At 62.9% G+C, this 15,868-nt stretch carries 16 protein-coding genes and 1 tRNA gene; 5 read left to right on the forward strand and 12 right to left on the reverse strand.

Translation table 11 applies throughout. The features are described 5' to 3' along the window. Positions 1-316: 316 nt before the first annotated feature. The 7 genes from arsK to ACCO56_RS29385 form a co-directional block, all read right to left on the reverse strand. Positions 317-1,567 carry an arsenite efflux MFS transporter ArsK gene (arsK, locus tag ACCO56_RS29355; protein ID WP_433644485.1) on the reverse strand — a complete coding sequence of 417 codons (1,251 nt, stop codon included), beginning with the start codon at positions 1,565-1,567 and terminating at the stop codon, positions 317-319. Between the two features lie 38 nt (positions 1,568-1,605). Continuing rightward, positions 1,606-2,031: an arsenate reductase (glutaredoxin) gene (gene arsC / locus ACCO56_RS29360; protein ID WP_433644486.1), complete on the reverse strand. Its 426-nt coding sequence runs from the start codon at positions 2,029-2,031 to the stop codon at positions 1,606-1,608. Continuing rightward, positions 2,028-3,086 carry an ACR3 family arsenite efflux transporter gene (gene arsB, locus ACCO56_RS29365; RefSeq protein WP_433644487.1) on the reverse strand — a complete coding sequence of 353 codons (1,059 nt, stop codon included), beginning with the start codon at positions 3,084-3,086 and terminating at the stop codon, positions 2,028-2,030. Before arsB ends, arsC begins: the two co-directional genes overlap by 4 nt. 86 nt (positions 3,087-3,172) lie before the next feature. Then, complete coding sequence (locus ACCO56_RS29370) at positions 3,173-3,520, reverse strand: ArsR/SmtB family transcription factor (protein WP_433644488.1); 348 nt, start codon at positions 3,518-3,520, stop codon at positions 3,173-3,175. A gap of 130 nt (positions 3,521-3,650) precedes the next feature. After that, positions 3,651-5,030, reverse strand: a complete 1,380-nt coding sequence (locus ACCO56_RS29375) for a GGDEF domain-containing protein (protein ID WP_433644489.1) — start codon at positions 5,028-5,030, stop codon at positions 3,651-3,653. Positions 5,031-5,202: 172 nt separating this feature from the next. Beyond that, positions 5,203-5,279: transfer RNA gene (locus tag ACCO56_RS29380), tRNA-Arg, on the reverse strand. Between the two features lie 117 nt (positions 5,280-5,396). After that, complete coding sequence (locus ACCO56_RS29385; protein WP_433644490.1) at positions 5,397-6,560, reverse strand: M20 aminoacylase family protein; 1,164 nt, start codon at positions 6,558-6,560, stop codon at positions 5,397-5,399. A 209-nt stretch (positions 6,561-6,769) separates the two neighbouring features. Here ACCO56_RS29385 and ACCO56_RS29390 point away from each other — a divergent pair, with 209 nt between their 5' ends. Together ACCO56_RS29390 and ACCO56_RS29395 are read left to right on the forward strand one after the other, a co-directional pair. Continuing rightward, entirely contained in the window at positions 6,770-7,906 is a 1,137-nt protein-coding gene (locus ACCO56_RS29390) for a D-alanyl-D-alanine carboxypeptidase family protein (protein ID WP_433644491.1), read from the forward strand. A 20-nt stretch (positions 7,907-7,926) separates the two neighbouring features. Continuing rightward, positions 7,927-9,015 carry a CobW family GTP-binding protein gene (locus tag ACCO56_RS29395; RefSeq protein WP_433644492.1) on the forward strand — a complete coding sequence of 363 codons (1,089 nt, stop codon included), beginning with the start codon at positions 7,927-7,929 and terminating at the stop codon, positions 9,013-9,015. A gap of 234 nt (positions 9,016-9,249) precedes the next feature. Here the strand turns inward: ACCO56_RS29395 and ACCO56_RS29400 are convergent, their stop codons facing one another. The 5 genes from ACCO56_RS29400 to ACCO56_RS29420 all read right to left on the reverse strand — a co-directional run bounded on the left by ACCO56_RS29400 (position 9,250) and on the right by ACCO56_RS29420 (position 13,160). Next, positions 9,250-9,453 carry a sulfurtransferase TusA family protein gene (locus ACCO56_RS29400; RefSeq protein ID WP_433644591.1) on the reverse strand — a complete coding sequence of 68 codons (204 nt, stop codon included), beginning with the start codon at positions 9,451-9,453 and terminating at the stop codon, positions 9,250-9,252. Positions 9,454-9,493: 40 nt separating this feature from the next. After that, positions 9,494-10,786, reverse strand: a complete 1,293-nt coding sequence (locus ACCO56_RS29405; RefSeq protein ID WP_433644493.1) for a L,D-transpeptidase family protein — start codon at positions 10,784-10,786, stop codon at positions 9,494-9,496. A 242-nt stretch (positions 10,787-11,028) separates the two neighbouring features. Further along, entirely contained in the window at positions 11,029-11,979 is a 951-nt protein-coding gene (locus tag ACCO56_RS29410; protein WP_433644494.1) for an acetyl-CoA carboxylase carboxyltransferase subunit alpha, read from the reverse strand. 108 nt (positions 11,980-12,087) lie between these two features. Continuing rightward, positions 12,088-13,011, reverse strand: a complete 924-nt coding sequence (locus ACCO56_RS29415; protein ID WP_433644495.1) for a site-specific tyrosine recombinase XerD — start codon at positions 13,009-13,011, stop codon at positions 12,088-12,090. Continuing rightward, the gene (locus ACCO56_RS29420; RefSeq protein ID WP_433644496.1) at positions 13,008-13,160 is read right to left on the reverse strand and encodes a histidine kinase; all 153 of its coding nucleotides are present in this window, start codon (positions 13,158-13,160) and stop codon (positions 13,008-13,010) included. Before ACCO56_RS29420 ends, ACCO56_RS29415 begins: the two co-directional genes overlap by 4 nt. A 139-nt stretch (positions 13,161-13,299) precedes the next feature. Here ACCO56_RS29420 and ACCO56_RS29425 point away from each other — a divergent pair, with 139 nt between their 5' ends. The 3 genes from ACCO56_RS29425 to ACCO56_RS29435 are packed head-to-tail and all read left to right on the forward strand — an operon-like array spanning position 13,300 to position 15,868. Next, the gene (locus ACCO56_RS29425; protein ID WP_433644497.1) at positions 13,300-13,908 is read left to right on the forward strand and encodes a shikimate kinase; all 609 of its coding nucleotides are present in this window, start codon (positions 13,300-13,302) and stop codon (positions 13,906-13,908) included. Beyond that, positions 13,905-15,014: a 3-dehydroquinate synthase gene (aroB, locus tag ACCO56_RS29430; RefSeq protein WP_433644498.1), complete on the forward strand. Its 1,110-nt coding sequence runs from the start codon at positions 13,905-13,907 to the stop codon at positions 15,012-15,014. Before ACCO56_RS29425 ends, aroB begins: the two co-directional genes overlap by 4 nt. Next, a complete protein-coding gene (locus tag ACCO56_RS29435) occupies positions 15,011-15,868 on the forward strand; it encodes a transporter associated domain-containing protein (RefSeq protein ID WP_433644499.1) in 858 nt (285 codons plus the stop codon). The genes aroB and ACCO56_RS29435 overlap by 4 nt, the downstream gene beginning before the upstream one ends.

Consider the following 15,868-nt stretch of genomic DNA (forward strand, 5'->3'; position numbering starts at 1 on the left):
CTTTCGCGACCTGTGGAAAATCAAACTGAAGTTGACGCATCTATAGTTGTGCTTTACTGTATTATTTTGGTACAAATTAGAATATTTATTAAATTATTTACAATAGATACGATGCAGACCAGCCGATCTAGATCGATCGATGCTTGCTTTTCCGCTTCGCCTTAGTGACACTGGTGTTGACGCATCCGGGCGCCTCAGTCACCGGCGCGGCCCATCCGGGCCGCCTGACTTTCGATGCCCGTCTGCGTCCTTTGCACGCCCAAGGGATGCGCGGCGCTCGATGACGCAGCGCGCAGTCGCGCTCCCACGGTCAAGCTTATTGACCGTTGGTATGATCAGCTTCCCGGCGCCATTGCCATGGATCGGCGAGAGCCCACAGGATGCCGGCAAAGGCCGCCGCGGCCACCACGCCGAGCATGATGGCGGCGGACAGAGCCGACCATGTGCCGACCTGAGTCATCAGGTACGCGAAGATGAACGGAGCCAAAGCCGAGGCGAGAAGGCGCGCCGCGGAGATGCGCCCCAGCAAGGCGCCGTATCCGTCCGAACCGAACAGGTACAGCGGCAGCGAACCTTGGACGATGCTTGTCAGCCCTGAGCCGAAGCCGAAGAGGATTGCGAATGCCACGCCTCCCGCGATCGAAGGGGCGCTCGCCAGCAAGACCGTCAGCCCTGCCACCAGGAACATTGCGGAGACCACGGCCAGGAGCAACGGCGACACACCCTTTCCGAACAGCATGTTGATCAGCCGGCTGAGCACCTGGGAAGGCCCGAAAACCGTACCGACCAGCACGGCGCTCGCCCCCATTCCAACCGTCGTGAGCAGTGGCACCATGTGGATCAGGAGTGCGGAAAGCACGAATCCCTCCAGGGCGAATCCGGCCGCCACCAGGAGGAAAGCGCGTGCGCGATTTCCAGCGGTAATGCTGCCGGCGATCGTGGCAGAAGCGCCGCTGGGCACGCCAGCCTCTTGCACCTCTGCCGCCTTCATCAGGGAGGCCAGCCACAGATGGATGGGCAGGCAGACGAGCAGGTTGACGCACGCAAAGACCAGATAGACCTCGCGCCATGTGAGATGCTCGTGAAGCTGGGATGTGATCGGCCAGAACAGCGTCGAGGCGAAACCCGCGATCAGCGTCAGATGGGTGATGCTCCTCTGTGCGGTTCGGGGTGCGATCTGCACCAGCAGGGCGAATGCCGCATTGTAGAGGACGAAGGCTGAGGCCATTTCGATCGCGACCAGCCCCGCGATAAAGGTCACGCGCCCAGGTGCAAAGGCACATAAGACAAGGGCGAGCGCCGCGATCACGGATCCGAGCGACATCACGCGCCCAGCGCCGTAGCGATCCATCCAGCGGCCGGTGGATGGCGCGATGAGGCCACCGAAGATCAGGGATGCCGAGAATACGCCGAACACCCACTCGGTCGACCAGGCGAAATCCCCGGCCATCTCCGGCGCCAGGATCGCGAAGCTGTAATAGAGTGTTCCGTATCCGATGATCTGGGTCGCGCCGAGTCCCCAGATGGCGACCGCCCGACGACGCTCAAAGGATACGGCTAGCGTCATTCGGGAAGCCGCACGATTCCGTCCACGACATCGGCAGGTCAGGCAATGCGATTCCCCGAGGCGTCGATCACGATCTCCCCGTCTTCCTTGGCGAACGGACCTTTCTGGGGGAGCGGAAGAATGTCGAGAACGACCTCTGAAGGGCGGCTGAGCCGAACGCCCCAGGGCGTCACCACGAACGGACGATTGATCAGGGCGGGATGTTCGAGCATGGCATCGAGGAGCTCTTCGTCGGTCAGCTCCGGATTATCGAGGCCAAGCTCGTCATAGGGTGTTCCCTTTTGCCTGATCGCTTCGCGCACCGTCAGCCCGGCCTTTGCGATGAGGTCCTTGAGAAGGATCCGATTTGGCGGTGTCTTGAGATATTCGACGATCTTCGGCTCGACGCCTGCGTTTCGAATGAGCGCAAGCGTGTTGCGCGACGTGCCGCATTCGGGGTTGTGATAGATGGTGACGTCCGTCATGCGATCCTCCGGGCTTCTTCGGTGCGGACCGCGGGCCCGCGTTCGTACCAGTCCTTGCTCCGGTTCACGATCCATACGACCGACAGCATCACGGGGACTTCGACCAGCACCCCGACCACGGTAGCGAGCGCCGCGCCCGAACTGAAGCCGAACAGGCTGATGGCAGCCGCCACGGCGAGCTCGAAGAAATTCGACGCGCCGATCAAGGCAGAGGGGCCGGCCACACAGTGCTTCTCACCCGAAACCCGGTTGAGCAGGTAAGCAAGTCCCGCGTTGAAATAGACCTGGATCAGGATTGGAATTGCCAGCAGCGCGATGATTATCGGCTGGGAGACGATCTGTTCGCCTTGGAAACCGAACAGCAGGACGAGCGTCGCCAGGAGTGCGGCAAGGGACAGCGGCTGCAGCTTCCGCAGAAGGTCGCCGAGAGCGGCTTGCCCACCCGAAGCCAGAAGGTGGCGACGCAGGAGCTGCGCGATGGCCACGGGGATCACGATGTAGAGGACAACAGACAGGACGAGCGTGTCCCAGGGTACGACGATCGCGGAGAGGCCAAGCAGCAGGCCGACGATCGGCGCGAAGGCGACCACCATGATCGCGTCGTTGAGGGCGACCTGCGACAGGGTGAAATGCGGCTCGCCTTTGGTCAGGTTCGACCAGACGAAGACCATGGCCGTGCAAGGTGCGGCGGCCAGGATGATGAGCCCCGCTATGTAGGAATCGATTTGGTCCGCGGGCAGATAGGGCCGGAACAGCCAGCCGATGAAGAGCCAACCGAGCAGGGCCATCGAGAAAGGCTTGACCGCCCAGTTGATGAACAGCGTCACGCCGATGCCGCGCCAATGCTGGCCGACTTCACGCAGTGCCGCGAAATCGATCTTGAGCAGCATGGGAATGATCATGAGCCAGATCAGTACCGCCACGGGGATGTTGACCCTGGCGATCTCGGCGGCGCCGATGGCGTGGAACAGACCCGGCAGCGCGTGCCCGATAGCGACGCCTGCGACAATGCACAGAGCGACCCAAAGGGTCAGGTAGCGTTCGAAAGTCGACATGGTTCAGGCTACGTCCGTGCTCTTCGAAGTCGTTCCCGCCAGGCTGCCGATAGCCTTGAGATGGTGTTCCAGCGCCAGGGGATCGCTCATTGCGCGGCCTCCGCGGGTTCGCAGCATGACTGGTTGAGGAGAGGTTCGCAGATGGCCGGATTGCCCGCGCAGCAATCTTCCATGAGAAACCGGATCAAACCGCTCAGCGCCTCGTATTCCGCTGAATAGACGATCGACCTGGCTTCCCGGCGCGCGATAACGAGACCGCCCCGCTCGAGTTCCTTCAGATGGAATGAAACATTGGAGGCCGACACGCCTGCGGCCTCGGCGATGCTGCCGGCCGCCATGCCTTCGGGACCTGCCTTCACCAGCAGCCGGACTATGCGGAGCCTCGTCTCCTGAGACATCGCTCCGAATGCAATGAGTGCTTGACGTTCATCCATATTTCAACAATCCTAAAAATGTCGAAATGACGATTAACGCAAATCCTCACCCCTGACAATCACGGATTTGACCAGACTGGTCCCAGTCCGTTCCGCTGTCTCAAGGGCTGTGCTGAGGCTGCCTCTTGCCTTAAGAGTGTACTCCTATTGTGGTCCGGTTCCGTCCGGCTTCCTTCGAACTGTAGAGCGCCTTGTCGGCAGCGTTGACAAGGTAGGCGTAGTCTGGGTGTCCCTCGTAGGCCGCAAGTCCGATCGAGGTGGTGACGGTGAGCTCTGTGTCGTCGGAAAGGCGAAGCTCCTGCGCCGCGATCGCATGACGAATCCGCTCCGCCACCTGGAATCCTTGCTCTGCATCGGTCTCTACGAGGGCGACCAGAAACTCCTCGCCGCCATAACGAAACACAAAATCGCTCGGCCGCACCGCATCGAGGATCACCTCTGCGATCGCGCGCAGAACGAGGTCGCCGGCGGAGTGCCCCCACCGGTCGTTGATCTGCTTGAAGTAATCCACGTCTATCATCAGGATCGTGAACGGCTTGCCGCTTCTGCTCGCTATAGAAATTTCACGACCCAGAATCGACGGCAAGAAACGACGGTTGAGTGTTCGGGTTAGGACATCGCGTCCATTCTCCAGCCTTGCTGCCCCCTGAAAAAGCTCCGCCAGCAGCAGTTTGATTTTCTCGATCAAACCCTGCAGACGCTCGAGGAGCTCTGCCAATGCAGAGTGTCCTGTAGATCTTGCTTCGTCGATTTTCGGAAGCAGTATCCTGTCGATCTGCTCCATCGCAGCTTCGATGCTCTGCAGAGCGGGCACATCCTGGAACATGACCCCGGCCCGGTGGTGCAGCCATAAGCCGAATGGAGAGCTGGAGAGGGGCTTGAGCGCCGTTGCGGGCCCATTGCCGAATAGGGCGAATAGAGCTGTTTGGCTCCACTCCATCAGGGCCGCACGTTGGCTCTCTCGTTCGAGAGTGATGTCTTGACCGAGGGCAAAAAGCCGAAAGGATTCCTCGATCTGGGCGCGGCGCATGGTGCCGGAAACGTAGGCTTGACTCATCAGCCGCATAGCATGGTCGATCCGCTGGTCGAGCAGGATGAGAGCTTCGGCCAGCACCTCTCGGCTAAGGTCAAGGCCCAGGAGATGCGCGGCTACAGTGCGTTTGATCAGGGCCGCACCTTCCAGCACCAGATGGATCGGGATCTTGATGCGGGCATGGACCTCCCCGATGGTCCGTTGCCTGTTCTCGAATTCGGAATGTTGCCCGGACGCGTCAGCCTGCAGGAGATTCAATAGCCAGTCACGAAGTGACTGACTGAGCCGGCTATGCACGACTGAATGGCTCAGGAACTGGGAAGCTTCTTCGTCTTGAAGAAACGTATCGTAGAACAGACGAACAAGTTCGTCCGAGTTTTCCTCGACAACGGACGCCAGCACTTCCCACGCCGATGACGATGAAGCACCGCCCGCTTGGATCATATCATTGAGATCCGACCAGCCACCGTCCGCCACGATTGATTACCCCACATTACGAAATTGGGTCGGTAGCGGGACCATGGCTGGAAGGCAAGTGGCGGGACCGACTCGGCGGAATCCACTTCAGCCTCCGCGAAGGGGCTGCCCGCGAATAACCGCCTCGACTCATTCTTGCAGGGCGTGATCCGTTGAGGCGATTCACGGCGAATGGTGATCCCGACAGGAATCGAACCTGTGACCTACAGATTAGGAATCTGTCGCTCTATCCTACTGAGCTACGGGACCACGCGGATGCACTCTTAACCGCTTCGCCGCGCTTCGCCAACCTGTTTTGTGAGCCGCGCCGCGGCCACGACCTGCGGGACCGGAGCCGAGGCTCCGATCCCGCAGGTCGGAAATCGCTTACGCCGCAAGCGCGGTTTCCGCGACCTTCACCCAGTAGCTCACGCCATGGGGAATGGCCTCGTCGTTGAAATCGTAGCCCGGGTTGTGCAGCGTGGCGGTGTTGCCGTTGCCGAGGAAGACGAATGCACCCGGCCGGGCCTGCAGCATGTAGGAAAAATCCTCGCCGCCCATGGTCGGCGCGACGGCGCGCTGGACCTTGGCTTCGCCGGCGACCGAGGCCGCCATGTCGCCCGCGAAGACCGTCTCGTCGGCATGATTGAACGTGACGGGGTAGTTGGCGTCGTAGTCGATGACCACTTCCGTTCCCGTCGCGGCCGCGATGCCGGCGCAGATCTCGTGAATGCGCTCGCGCGCTATGGCCGCGACTTCGTTCTTCAACGTCCGCACCGTTCCGGCGATCTGCGCCTGTGCGGGGATGATATTGTAGGCGTCGCCGGCATGAAATTTCGTGACCGAAACGACCAGCGATTCGATCGGATCGGCCGAGCGCGACACGATGGTCTGAAAGGCCATGACGATCTGGCTGGCTGCCACGATGGGGTCGATGTTGCGATGGGGCATGGCGGCATGACCGCCCTTGCCCTTGATTGTGATGGTGAACTCCGCGGTTGCCGCCATGATCGGGCCGGGACGCAACGCGAACTCCCCGATGCCGAGACCGGGCATGTTGTGCATGCCGAACACCTTGCCGATGCCGAAACGCTCCATCATGCCTTCCCTCACCATGACGTTGCCACCCCCGCCACCCTCTTCGGCCGGCTGGAAGATGACGGCCACCGTTCCGGCGAAATTGCGTGTCTCCGCCAGATATTTCGCAGCGCCGAGAAGCATGGCGGTATGACCGTCATGGCCGCAGGCATGCATCGCGCCGGGATGCGTCGAGGCATGGGGCACGCCGCTCGCCTCCGCTATCGGCAAAGCGTCCATGTCGGCCCTGAGGCCGATCGTGGCGCCTGCCCCGAGATTGCCGCGGATGAGGCCCACGACGCCGGTCTTGGCGATGCCGGTGACGACCTCGTCGCAGCCGAAGGACCTGAGCTTGTCGGCGACGAAGGCCGAGGTCTTGAAGAGGTCGAAATTCAGTTCCGGGATCGTGTGGAGTTCGCGTCGCCAGCCGGCGATTTCTTCCTGCATTTCAGCGGCACGGTTCAGGATGGGCATGAATTTCGCCTTCTTTCAGGCGGACCGGGCGGCCCGCTGTTGAGATCGTGATCGGACGGACTTTGCCATTTTGGCGTCACATAGGCTAAATAGGCACCGGGAAAGCTTCCCCCTCGGAAGCCGATCATGGTTGCGACCATAGCCGATCCGCTCCGAACCTCAAGGACCGGGATGTGACTTCGAACCGAGCAGGGATTGTTCTGTAAGAGATGGCAGGATCGACTTTCTTCCGCCGGGCGCTGACCGGCCTACTGCTTGTCGCCGCGGCCCCCGCCGCTGCCGGTCCCTCGCTCCTGTTCGATTTCTCGACAGGCAAGGTGCTCGCCGACAAGGATGCTTTCATGCGCTGGCATCCGGCCTCGCTCACCAAGCTGATGACGGCCTACGTCACTTTCCGGGCGATCGATGCCGGCGAGTTGCAGCTCGATTCGCCGATCAAGATGACCAAGCATGCGGCCGGCGAGCCGCCCAGCAAAATGGGCTACAAGCCCGGCTCGGTGATGACCCTCGACAATGCGCTCAAGATGCTGATCATCAAGTCGGCGAACGACGTCGCCATGGCGATCGCCGAGAATGTGGGTGGTTCCGAGCAAATGTTCGTCGATCGCATGAACGCCGAAGCCCGCCGGCTCGGCATGACCGACACGCATTTCGTCAATCCCAACGGGCTTCACGACCCGGAACAGTATGTTTCGGCGCGCGACCTCGGCCTGCTGGCCGTGGCGATCCGCACCGAATATCCGCAATACGCCCCCTATTTCTCGATCCAGGGCTTGTCCGCCGGCGACAAGAAGCTGATGAATTTCAACATGCTGGTCGGCCGCTTTCCCGGCGCCGACGGCATGAAGACCGGTTTCATCTGCCCCTCCGGCTTCAACCTTATCGGCACGGCCACCCGCGACGGCAGGACGCTCGGCGTCGTGGTCCTCGGCCAGACCTCGGCGGTCGGCCGGACGGACATGGCCGCCGCCCTGCTCGAGCGCGGCTTCGAGATGGGCGACGTGCCGGCCAAGACGCTCGCCACCCTGCCCTATTATGGGTTACGCGGCGGACCTCCCGTCAACATGCGCGCGGAAGTCTGCGGCAAGAAACCGGCAGCCGCCCAATCGGAGGCGGCGGGCGATCACGAAGCCAAGACGGTGAAATCGCGCTGGCTGGAGAAGCTGCCCAATCCGAAGCTCGTCGCCGTCGGCCTGGGCGGCGCCGAAGGGCCGGTGCCGCTTGCCCGCCGCGATGCCGGAGAGGAGTATGCCGACGTGCCGATCCCGACACCGCGTCCAGCCGACTACGTGCCCGTCGAAACCAAGGCCGACGCGCGCGTCAAGGCCGCCGCCGGCCTGAACTGAAACTCGGCGCGGCAAGACAAGTGTTCGGTGAACCCATTCCCGTCTCCGTGCTGACCGGCTTCCTCGGTGCCGGCAAGACCACGCTGCTCAACCGGCTCCTCAAGGACCCGGCGATGGCCGACACGGCCGTCATCATCAACGAATTCGGCGACGTCGCGATCGATCACCTGTTGGTCGAGCAGGCGTCGGATGGCATCATCCAGCTTTCGGATGGCTGTCTCTGCTGCACCGTCCGCGGCGAACTGGTCGACACGCTGGCCGACCTCGTCGACCGCTTGCAGACCGGCCGCATCGCCAGGCTGAAGCGCATCGTGATCGAGACGACCGGGTTGGCGGATCCGGTGCCCGTCCTGCAGTCGATCATGGCCCATCCCGTGCTGCTGCAGGCATACAGGCTGGACGGCGTGGTGACGCTGGTCGACGCGGTGAACGGCGCAGCGACGCTCGATGCCCATCTGGAGGCTGTCAAGCAGGTTGCGGTCGCCGACCGCATCGTGATCACCAAGGCGGACCTGGAACCAGATACCGCCGCCTTGAAGGCCCGCCTTGCCGCCATCAATCCAGGCGCCGCCATCCTCGATGCAGGCACGGCCGATCCGGCCGGGCTTGTCGCATGCGGGCTCTACGACCCCGCTACCAAGACCGCCGATGTCAGGCGCTGGCTCGGCGAGGCGCAAGACCATGACCACCACCATGATCACGACGGCGATCACGACCATGATCACGCTCGCCATGATTCCAGGGTCCGCTCGCTTTCGCTTGCTCATGACGCACCGCTGCCCTTTGCGGCGGTCGAGACCTTCCTCGATCTCCTGGCCTCGACCCATGGCGACAGGCTGCTCCGGCTGAAGGGCATCGTCGAACTTGCCGAGGATCGCAGCCGCCCGCTGGTGGTGCACGGCGTGCAGAGGATCCTTCACCCACCAGCGCGCCTGCCTTCATGGCCGGACGAGAAACGTGGCACGCGTCTCGTCGTCATCATGGTCGACATGCCGGAAGATTATGTCCGCCGGCTCTTCTCCGCCGTAACCGGCCGCCCTTCGCCGGATACGCCGGACCGCGCGGCCTTGGAGAACAATCCGCTGGCGATCGGCGGGTTTCGGGGCTGATACCACCGGCTGAGGCGCCGCCCCTCACTGTCCTGCCGGACATCTCTCCCCGCAAAGCGGGGAGAGAGACGCTGGCCGCTCGACTTTCGACAATCGGAAATGCTGGTGGTTGGCGAAGGCGGAGGTGACATCGACTCTCTCCCCGTAAAGCGGGGAGAGATGTCCGGCAGGACAGTGAGGGGCCCGTATGAACGGTCAGCCATCGGCTCATCGCCACCGAAGGAGTCGATCAGATCAACGTCCCTGTCCACGCTCGATCAGAAGCCGGTGCCCGCCCTCGACCGCGACGGTCTCGACCAGCCTATGGCCGCTCTCGTTGCAGAAGGCGGGAATATCGATCGCCGCGAGAGGGTCGGTCGTCTCCAGCCAGAGCCGAGCACCCGAACGCATGCCGGAAAGCTTCTTGCTCGCCTTCAATACCGGCAAGGGGCAGTTCAGCCCCTTGAGATCCTAGACCTCTATCCCACCCAAGCCCGTTTCAGCTTCCAAAGATATTGCCGATGCGCTTGCGCACGCTGCTCAGCAGGCCGGACTTTTGTTCCTCGGCCGGGGGGGCGGCGACGGCATCCGTCGAAGCCGTGGCTTCCGGCTGCTGCGCCACGACGGAGGCCTGCGCGGCCGTCGCTTCTTTCCGCTCCTGGGCCGCGGCCAAGGCGGCGGCCTTCTCCTCTTCGGCGCGTTTCTTGGCTGCCAGCTTCTCTTCCTCGGCCTTCTTCTTCGCCTCGGCCTCGGCCTCGGCAGCGGCCATGCGACGGCCAGCCGGAGAATCGATGCGGCCCATGCGCGAGGTTGCAACCACCGTGCCGTCGTCCTCGAGGCTGGGCGGCTCTATGGAGATGCGCTCTCCGCGTGCCCTGCGATGTGTCCAGTCCTGGACGATCTTGGCTTCCTTGATGCCCTTGATCGAGGGCTTCGTCGCGGTTGCCTTGGCGTCGACGGCACTGGCGAAAGCGGCCTCGTAGGTTTTCTGGTAGGTTTGATAGGCCGAGACCAACGGCTCAGGCTGGGTCGATACTGGGCAGGCACCCGTCGGCGAGAAGGCAGCCGCTCCTTCGGGAATGCGGTTGAAGACGTAGCGCTTCTCGCAGACATCCACCTTGGGCGGCACCTTGGTGATCTCGAAGTGGTCGTATCCTTCCTTCAGGTTCTTCCAGAACTCGTAGTTGGGATCGTTGCGATAGCGCGCCATATTGGCCGCCGTCATGCGGAACGGAAACGCCTGGATCTGGAACTCGGTCTGGCCGCCGGCGAAGGAATCGCGCGCGAAGGCGTAGATCTGCTCGATCTGTTCGTCGGTCATCGAATAGCAGCCCGACGAGGAACATCCGCCATGAACCATCAGGTTCGTGCCGGTCCGCCCATGAGCACGATCATAGGTGTTGGGATAGCCGATGTTGAAGGACAGGTGATAGCTCGAATTCGGGTTCATATGAGCCGGTCGGACCGTGTAGAAGCCTTCCGGAGCCTGGCGGTCGCCTTCTATGAATTTCGGCCCGAGCTTTCCCGAATATTTGCAGATGTCATAGGAGGCGATGATGTCGTAGCGGCCGTTCGTCTTCTGCTTCCAGACCTCGAGCTTGCCCTCTTCCTTGAAGATGCGGGCGAGCACCGGAGAATTGCGTTTCATGCCCTTGGCGTTCATCTCGGCGATTACCTTGGGCGGCAGCGACTTGTTGGCCTTGGGAGCAAAATCGGTATAGGAACTTTCCGTGCAGCCGGCGGCGGCGAGCGCGGCCAGCAGCAATCCGGTGCGTGCGATACGGGCGATCATGACTTCTTCGTCTGTCTCTTTCGCCGGCACTTGAACGTCCCCGCCGGCGCATGGTCACTTCAGAACGCGCAACCTAGATCCGTTAACCCTAAGAAATCCATAACTGCAAGCCCCCCTCACAGCCTCTTGTCTACCGAAACGTGTCGATAACTTTGTGGCGAAATAGGGGCTTCCCCGGACCGCGCCGACACGAGGTCCGGCGACCTTCCGTCTCTTGGACCGTGACCAGGACGAGATCCGATTTAGAGGCTGCGCCCGATCGCCAGATATTTCTCGCGCCGCTGCTCGCGGAAGTCGATATTGGTGCCGGCAAATTCGCGCATGGTCTTGTCGATCTGCTCGCCGGTCGACGCGATCACCTTGTCCGGCCCGCGATGCGCGCCGCCCAGCGGCTCCCGAATGATGCCGTCGATGATCTTGAGTTCGAGCAGATCCTGGGCGGTTATCTTCATCGAGGTCGCGGCATCCTTCGCCCGTGTCGAATCATGCCACAGGATTGAGGCCGCGCCTTCCGGCGAGATCACCGAGTAGATCGAATGCTCGAGCATGTAGACTCGGTTTGCCGTGGCGATCGCGATTGCCCCGCCCGAGCCGCCCTCGCCGATCACCACCGAGAGCGACGGTACTTTGAGAGCGAGGCTCGCCGAGGTCGAGCGCGCGATCGCCTCCGCCTGGCCGCGCTCTTCGGCGCCGATGCCGGGATAAGCGCCGGCCGTGTCGACGAGCGTGATCAACGGCACGCCGTAACGGTCGGCCAGTTCCATGATGCGCACGGCCTTGCGATAGCCCTCGGGCTTGGCCATGCCGAAATTATGCTTCAGCCGGCTCTTGGTGTCGGATCCCTTTTCCTGGCCGATGACGGCGACAGGTTCGCCGCGGAAGCGGGCAAAGCCGCCGACGATGGCGTGATCGTCGCCGAAGCTGCGGTCGCCGGCGAGCGGCGTGAAGTCGGTGAACAGCTTGCCGACATAGTCGAGGCAGTGCGGCCGGTCGGGATGACGGGCGATCTGCGCCCTCTGCCAGGGCGTGAGCTGCTTGTAAATGTCGCGCAGAGCGTCGCGAGAGCGCTTCTCCAGCCGTGCGACTTCTTCGGCGACGTCCACCGCCTCGCCCGCCTCGGAGAGCTTCTTCAGCTCCATGATCTTGCCGTCGAGGTCGGCAACGGGCTTTTCGAAATCGAGGTAATTATACATTCGTGAGCGGACCGGAACGTATGGACTTTTGATGTGGAAACGGCGCCGAATGCGGCGAAACAAGCCCGCCGGCGCCCTGAATGCTGACCTCACATAACGATACGGCGCCTAATCGGCAAGCGGATGATGGTCCTGAACCAGCCGCACCAGCCTTTCCTCGAGAACATGCGTGTAGATCTGGGTCGTGGAAATGTCCGAGTGACCCAGCAATTGCTGGACGGCCCTCAAATCGGCGCCATTCTGCAGGAGATGGCTGGCGAAAGCGTGCCTGAGCACATGGGGAGAAATCTTGGCCGTCGCGATTCCCGTCCGGGCGGCGAGCCCCTTCAGTTCACGGGCGAAGACCTGGCGCGGCAGATGGCCGCTCTCCGAGGAAGCCGGGAAGAGCCAGGGGCTTTCGGCGAAGGCCGGCACGGAATTTCGGGCGGCGAGCCAGCTTCGCATGGCACGCCGGGCAGCGTCCGACAACGGCACCATGCGCTCCTTACCGCCCTTGCCCCGCACCACGAAAAAGCGTTCATCGCGCAGCGCCACGGCGACCGGCAGGCCGACCAGTTCGGAAACGCGCAGGCCCGTGGCGTAGAGCACCTCGACCAGAGCATGCAGCCGCTTGGCGGTCAGGCTCGCAATGCCTTCCGCCGCCTCCGCCTCTTCGGCCGCGCGGTCCAGCAGCCTGCCTGTGTCGGCCTCGCTCATGATCTTGGGCAAGGGCCTGCCCTTCTTCGGCGCGTCCAGCGTGCCTGTCGGGTCGTCCTGGCGCAGGCCTTCGGCATAGAGGAACTTGAAGAACTGCCTGAGCGCGGAGAGCTTGCGCGCCTGCGAAGTCGCCGCGAAGCCCCGCGTGGCCATGTCGTCGAGATAGGCGCGGATGTCCGATGAACCGGCACCCGCCAGTCCGCCCTGTCGCGCGGCCAGATAACCGGCGGCGTCTTCGAGGTCGCGACGGTAGGACGCAAGCGTGTTGTCGCTCGCGCCGCGTTCGACGCTCATCATCTCGAGGAAGGCCTCGATACGGGCGGCGCTCAGCGTCACAAGGCCGGCCGATTGAGCTTTTCCGGGGGAATGCGGACCGTCATCTCGCCCTTGTTCGGCTGCACATAGGTGGCGAGCGCGAACATCGCCCCATAAACAAGGCCGGCGAAGATGCCGAGCGTTATGAGTAGCCGGAAAAGTGTCGGCATCGATCGATTCGCTGGGTTCCCTAGCAGTCCGCTCCCTTATCGGCTGTGGCGTCGGCCATTTCAAGGCAGCGGGAAAGGAGCGGCGCTTGACGCAATCGGCCTTTTCATGTCGATACGCGAGCGAGGGACCGAGAAAACGATGGCGACCGAGCAAGTTCTGGCAGACAAGAAATCGAGCGAGGTGCTGCGGCATCTCGGCCGGCGTTCGGTCGTCTTCGTCGGTCTGATGGGGGCAGGCAAGACAGCGATCGGTCGGAAGGTCGCCGCTGCCCTCGGCCTTTCCTTCACCGACAGCGATCACGAGATCGAGGCCGTGTCGCGCATGACCGTGCCCGAACTGTTCGAGCGGTACGGGGAGGCGGAGTTCCGCGCTCTGGAGCAGCGCGTCATCGCTCGTATCCTCGAAAACGGACCGCAAGTGCTCTCGACCGGTGGCGGCGCCTACATGAACGAGCAGACCCGCCAAGCGATAGCCGATCGCGGTATTTCCGTCTGGCTGAAGGCCGATATCGACATATTGATGGAGCGCGTGGTCAAGAAGCAGAATCGGCCGCTTCTGAAGAATCCGGACCCGCGCGCCGTCATGTTGCGCCTCATGAACGAGCGCTACCCCCTCTACGCCAAGGCCGACGTGACGGTCGTCACCCGCGACGAGACGAAAGATGTCATCGCGGCGGAAGTGATCGCCGCCCTGGCGGAATCCCTCCGCCGGGACTGCGCCAGGATTCCGCGGAAGGACATGCAATGACCGAGACCGTGAGGGTAGGCCTCGGCGCGCGCGCCTACGACATATTGATCGGCGCGGGCCTCCTCGAGGCCGCCGGCGCCGAAATCGCGAAGCGGATGCCGGGCATTCGGACGGCGATCGTGACCGACGCCAATGTCGCGGCGGCGCATCTCGGACGGCTCGAAGCGAGCCTCGCGGAATCGGGCATAGGGTCCGTCGCGATCACGCTCGATCCCGGTGAGAAGACCAAGAATTTCTCGGCGCTTCAGGACGTGGTCGACCGTGTCCTCGCCGCGCGGCTGGAGCGGGGCGACGCCGTGATCGCGCTGGGCGGCGGCGTCATCGGCGACCTCGCCGGCTTCGTCGCCGGCATCGTGCGGCGCGGCATGAATTTCGTGCAGGTCCCGACGTCGCTTCTGGCGCAGGTCGATTCCTCCGTCGGCGGCAAGACGGGCATCAACAGCCCGCACGGCAAGAACCTTGTCGGCGTCTTCCATCAGCCCCGCCTGGTGCTGGCCGATACAGGCGTGCTCGACACGCTGCCACCGCGCGAGTTCCGGGCGGGCTACGCCGAGGTCGCCAAATACGGGCTGATTGACCGGCCCGACTTCTTCGCCTGGCTCGAAGCGAATTGGCGCGACGTCTTCGCCGGAGGCGCTGCTCGCACGAAAGCCATCGCCGTTTCCTGCCAGGCCAAGGCCGATGTGGTGGCCCGCGACGAATTCGAGACCGGCGACCGCGCGCTGCTCAATCTCGGCCACACTTTCGGCCATGCGCTGGAAGCCGCCACCGGCTACGACAGTGCCCGGCTGGTCCATGGCGAAGGTGTCGCCATCGGTATGGCGCTGGCGCACCGCTTCTCCGCCCGGCTGAACCTCGCGAGCCCGGACGACGCCCAACGCGTCGACACGCATCTCAAGGCGGTCGGCCTGCCGTGGCGTCTGACCGACGTGCCAGGCCACCTGCCCGATGCCGAAACGCTGCTCGGTTATATCCAGCAGGACAAGAAAGTATCGCGCGGCGCTCTCACCTTCATCCTCACACGCGGCATCGGCCAGTCCTTCATAGCCAAGGACGTGCCCGCATCGGAGGTTCTCGCCTTCTTGAGGGAGAACCATCCGGGATGACGAACGGAGGCTGGATCGCGCTGGCCGTCCTTTTTGTCGTCCTGGCACTCTCCGGGATTGTCTATCTGTCACGGGCCGGGCTCTTCCGCCCTGCCAAGGTGGAGGCATCCGGAAAGGACCAACGCGCGGGCCAAGTCGCGTCCGCGCAGGAGTCACGCCGTTCCGGCTGGCGCGACGAGATCGCCGATCTCGAAGTATCCGACGTCATGGTTCATCGAACCAACATGCGCTCGGTCAATCTCGACAATCCTCCGGAGACGATCGTGCGCGAGATCCTGCAGAGCTCGCATACCCGCATGCCGCTGTGGCGTGGCTCGCTCGACAACATCGTCGGTGTGGTCCATGCGAAGGATGTCTTGCGGGCGCTGCCCGACGTCGGGAACGACTTCGCAAGGGTCGACATCATGAAGGTCGCCTCGAAACCGTGGTTCGTGCCGGACACCACGCCGCTGCCCGAGCAGCTCAATGCTTTCCTTCGTCGTAAGGCGCACATCGCCATCGTCGTCGACGAATATGGCGAGGTGGAGGGTCTCGTGACCTTGGAAGACATCATCGAGGAGATCGTCGGCGAGATCGCCGACGAGCATGACGTCGACATGCAGGGCGTCAAGCAGGAGGCGGATGGGTCCGTGGTCGTCGATGGCTCCGTATCGATCCGCGACCTCAACCGCGCGCTCGACTGGTCGCTTCCCGACGACGAGGCGACCACGATCGCCGGACTTGTGATCCACGAGACGCAGACGATCCCGGAGGAGAAGCAGGCCTTCACATTCCACGGCAAGCGCTTCGTCGTGATGAAACGGGAAAGGAACAGGATTACGCGGCTCAGGATAAGGCCGGCTGAACAACCGTAA

The sequence above is a fragment of the Mesorhizobium sp. 1B3 genome (assembly GCF_050958605.1).
Lineage (GTDB): Bacteria > Pseudomonadota > Alphaproteobacteria > Rhizobiales > Rhizobiaceae.

What these genes read in the sequence shown, in the direction of transcription:
- aroB (WP_433644498.1), top strand. Translation starts at nt 13,905, where the DNA reads ATGACCGAGACCGTGAGGGTAGGCCTCGGCGCGCGCGCCTACGACATA.
- ACCO56_RS29405 (WP_433644493.1), bottom strand. Translation starts at nt 10,786, where the DNA reads ATGATCGCCCGTATCGCACGCACCGGATTGCTGCTGGCCGCGCTCGCC.
- ACCO56_RS29425 (WP_433644497.1), top strand. Translation starts at nt 13,300, where the DNA reads ATGGCGACCGAGCAAGTTCTGGCAGACAAGAAATCGAGCGAGGTGCTG.
- ACCO56_RS29410 (WP_433644494.1), bottom strand. Translation starts at nt 11,979, where the DNA reads ATGTATAATTACCTCGATTTCGAAAAGCCCGTTGCCGACCTCGACGGC.
- ACCO56_RS29420 (WP_433644496.1), bottom strand. Translation starts at nt 13,160, where the DNA reads ATGCCGACACTTTTCCGGCTACTCATAACGCTCGGCATCTTCGCCGGC.
- ACCO56_RS29390 (WP_433644491.1), top strand. Translation starts at nt 6,770, where the DNA reads ATGGCAGGATCGACTTTCTTCCGCCGGGCGCTGACCGGCCTACTGCTT.
- arsB (WP_433644487.1), bottom strand. Translation starts at nt 3,086, where the DNA reads ATGTCGACTTTCGAACGCTACCTGACCCTTTGGGTCGCTCTGTGCATT.
- arsC (WP_433644486.1), bottom strand. Translation starts at nt 2,031, where the DNA reads ATGACGGACGTCACCATCTATCACAACCCCGAATGCGGCACGTCGCGC.
- arsK (WP_433644485.1), bottom strand. Translation starts at nt 1,567, where the DNA reads ATGACGCTAGCCGTATCCTTTGAGCGTCGTCGGGCGGTCGCCATCTGG.
- ACCO56_RS29385 (WP_433644490.1), bottom strand. Translation starts at nt 6,560, where the DNA reads ATGCCCATCCTGAACCGTGCCGCTGAAATGCAGGAAGAAATCGCCGGC.
- ACCO56_RS29370 (WP_433644488.1), bottom strand. Translation starts at nt 3,520, where the DNA reads ATGGATGAACGTCAAGCACTCATTGCATTCGGAGCGATGTCTCAGGAG.
- ACCO56_RS29435 (WP_433644499.1), top strand. Translation starts at nt 15,011, where the DNA reads ATGACGAACGGAGGCTGGATCGCGCTGGCCGTCCTTTTTGTCGTCCTG.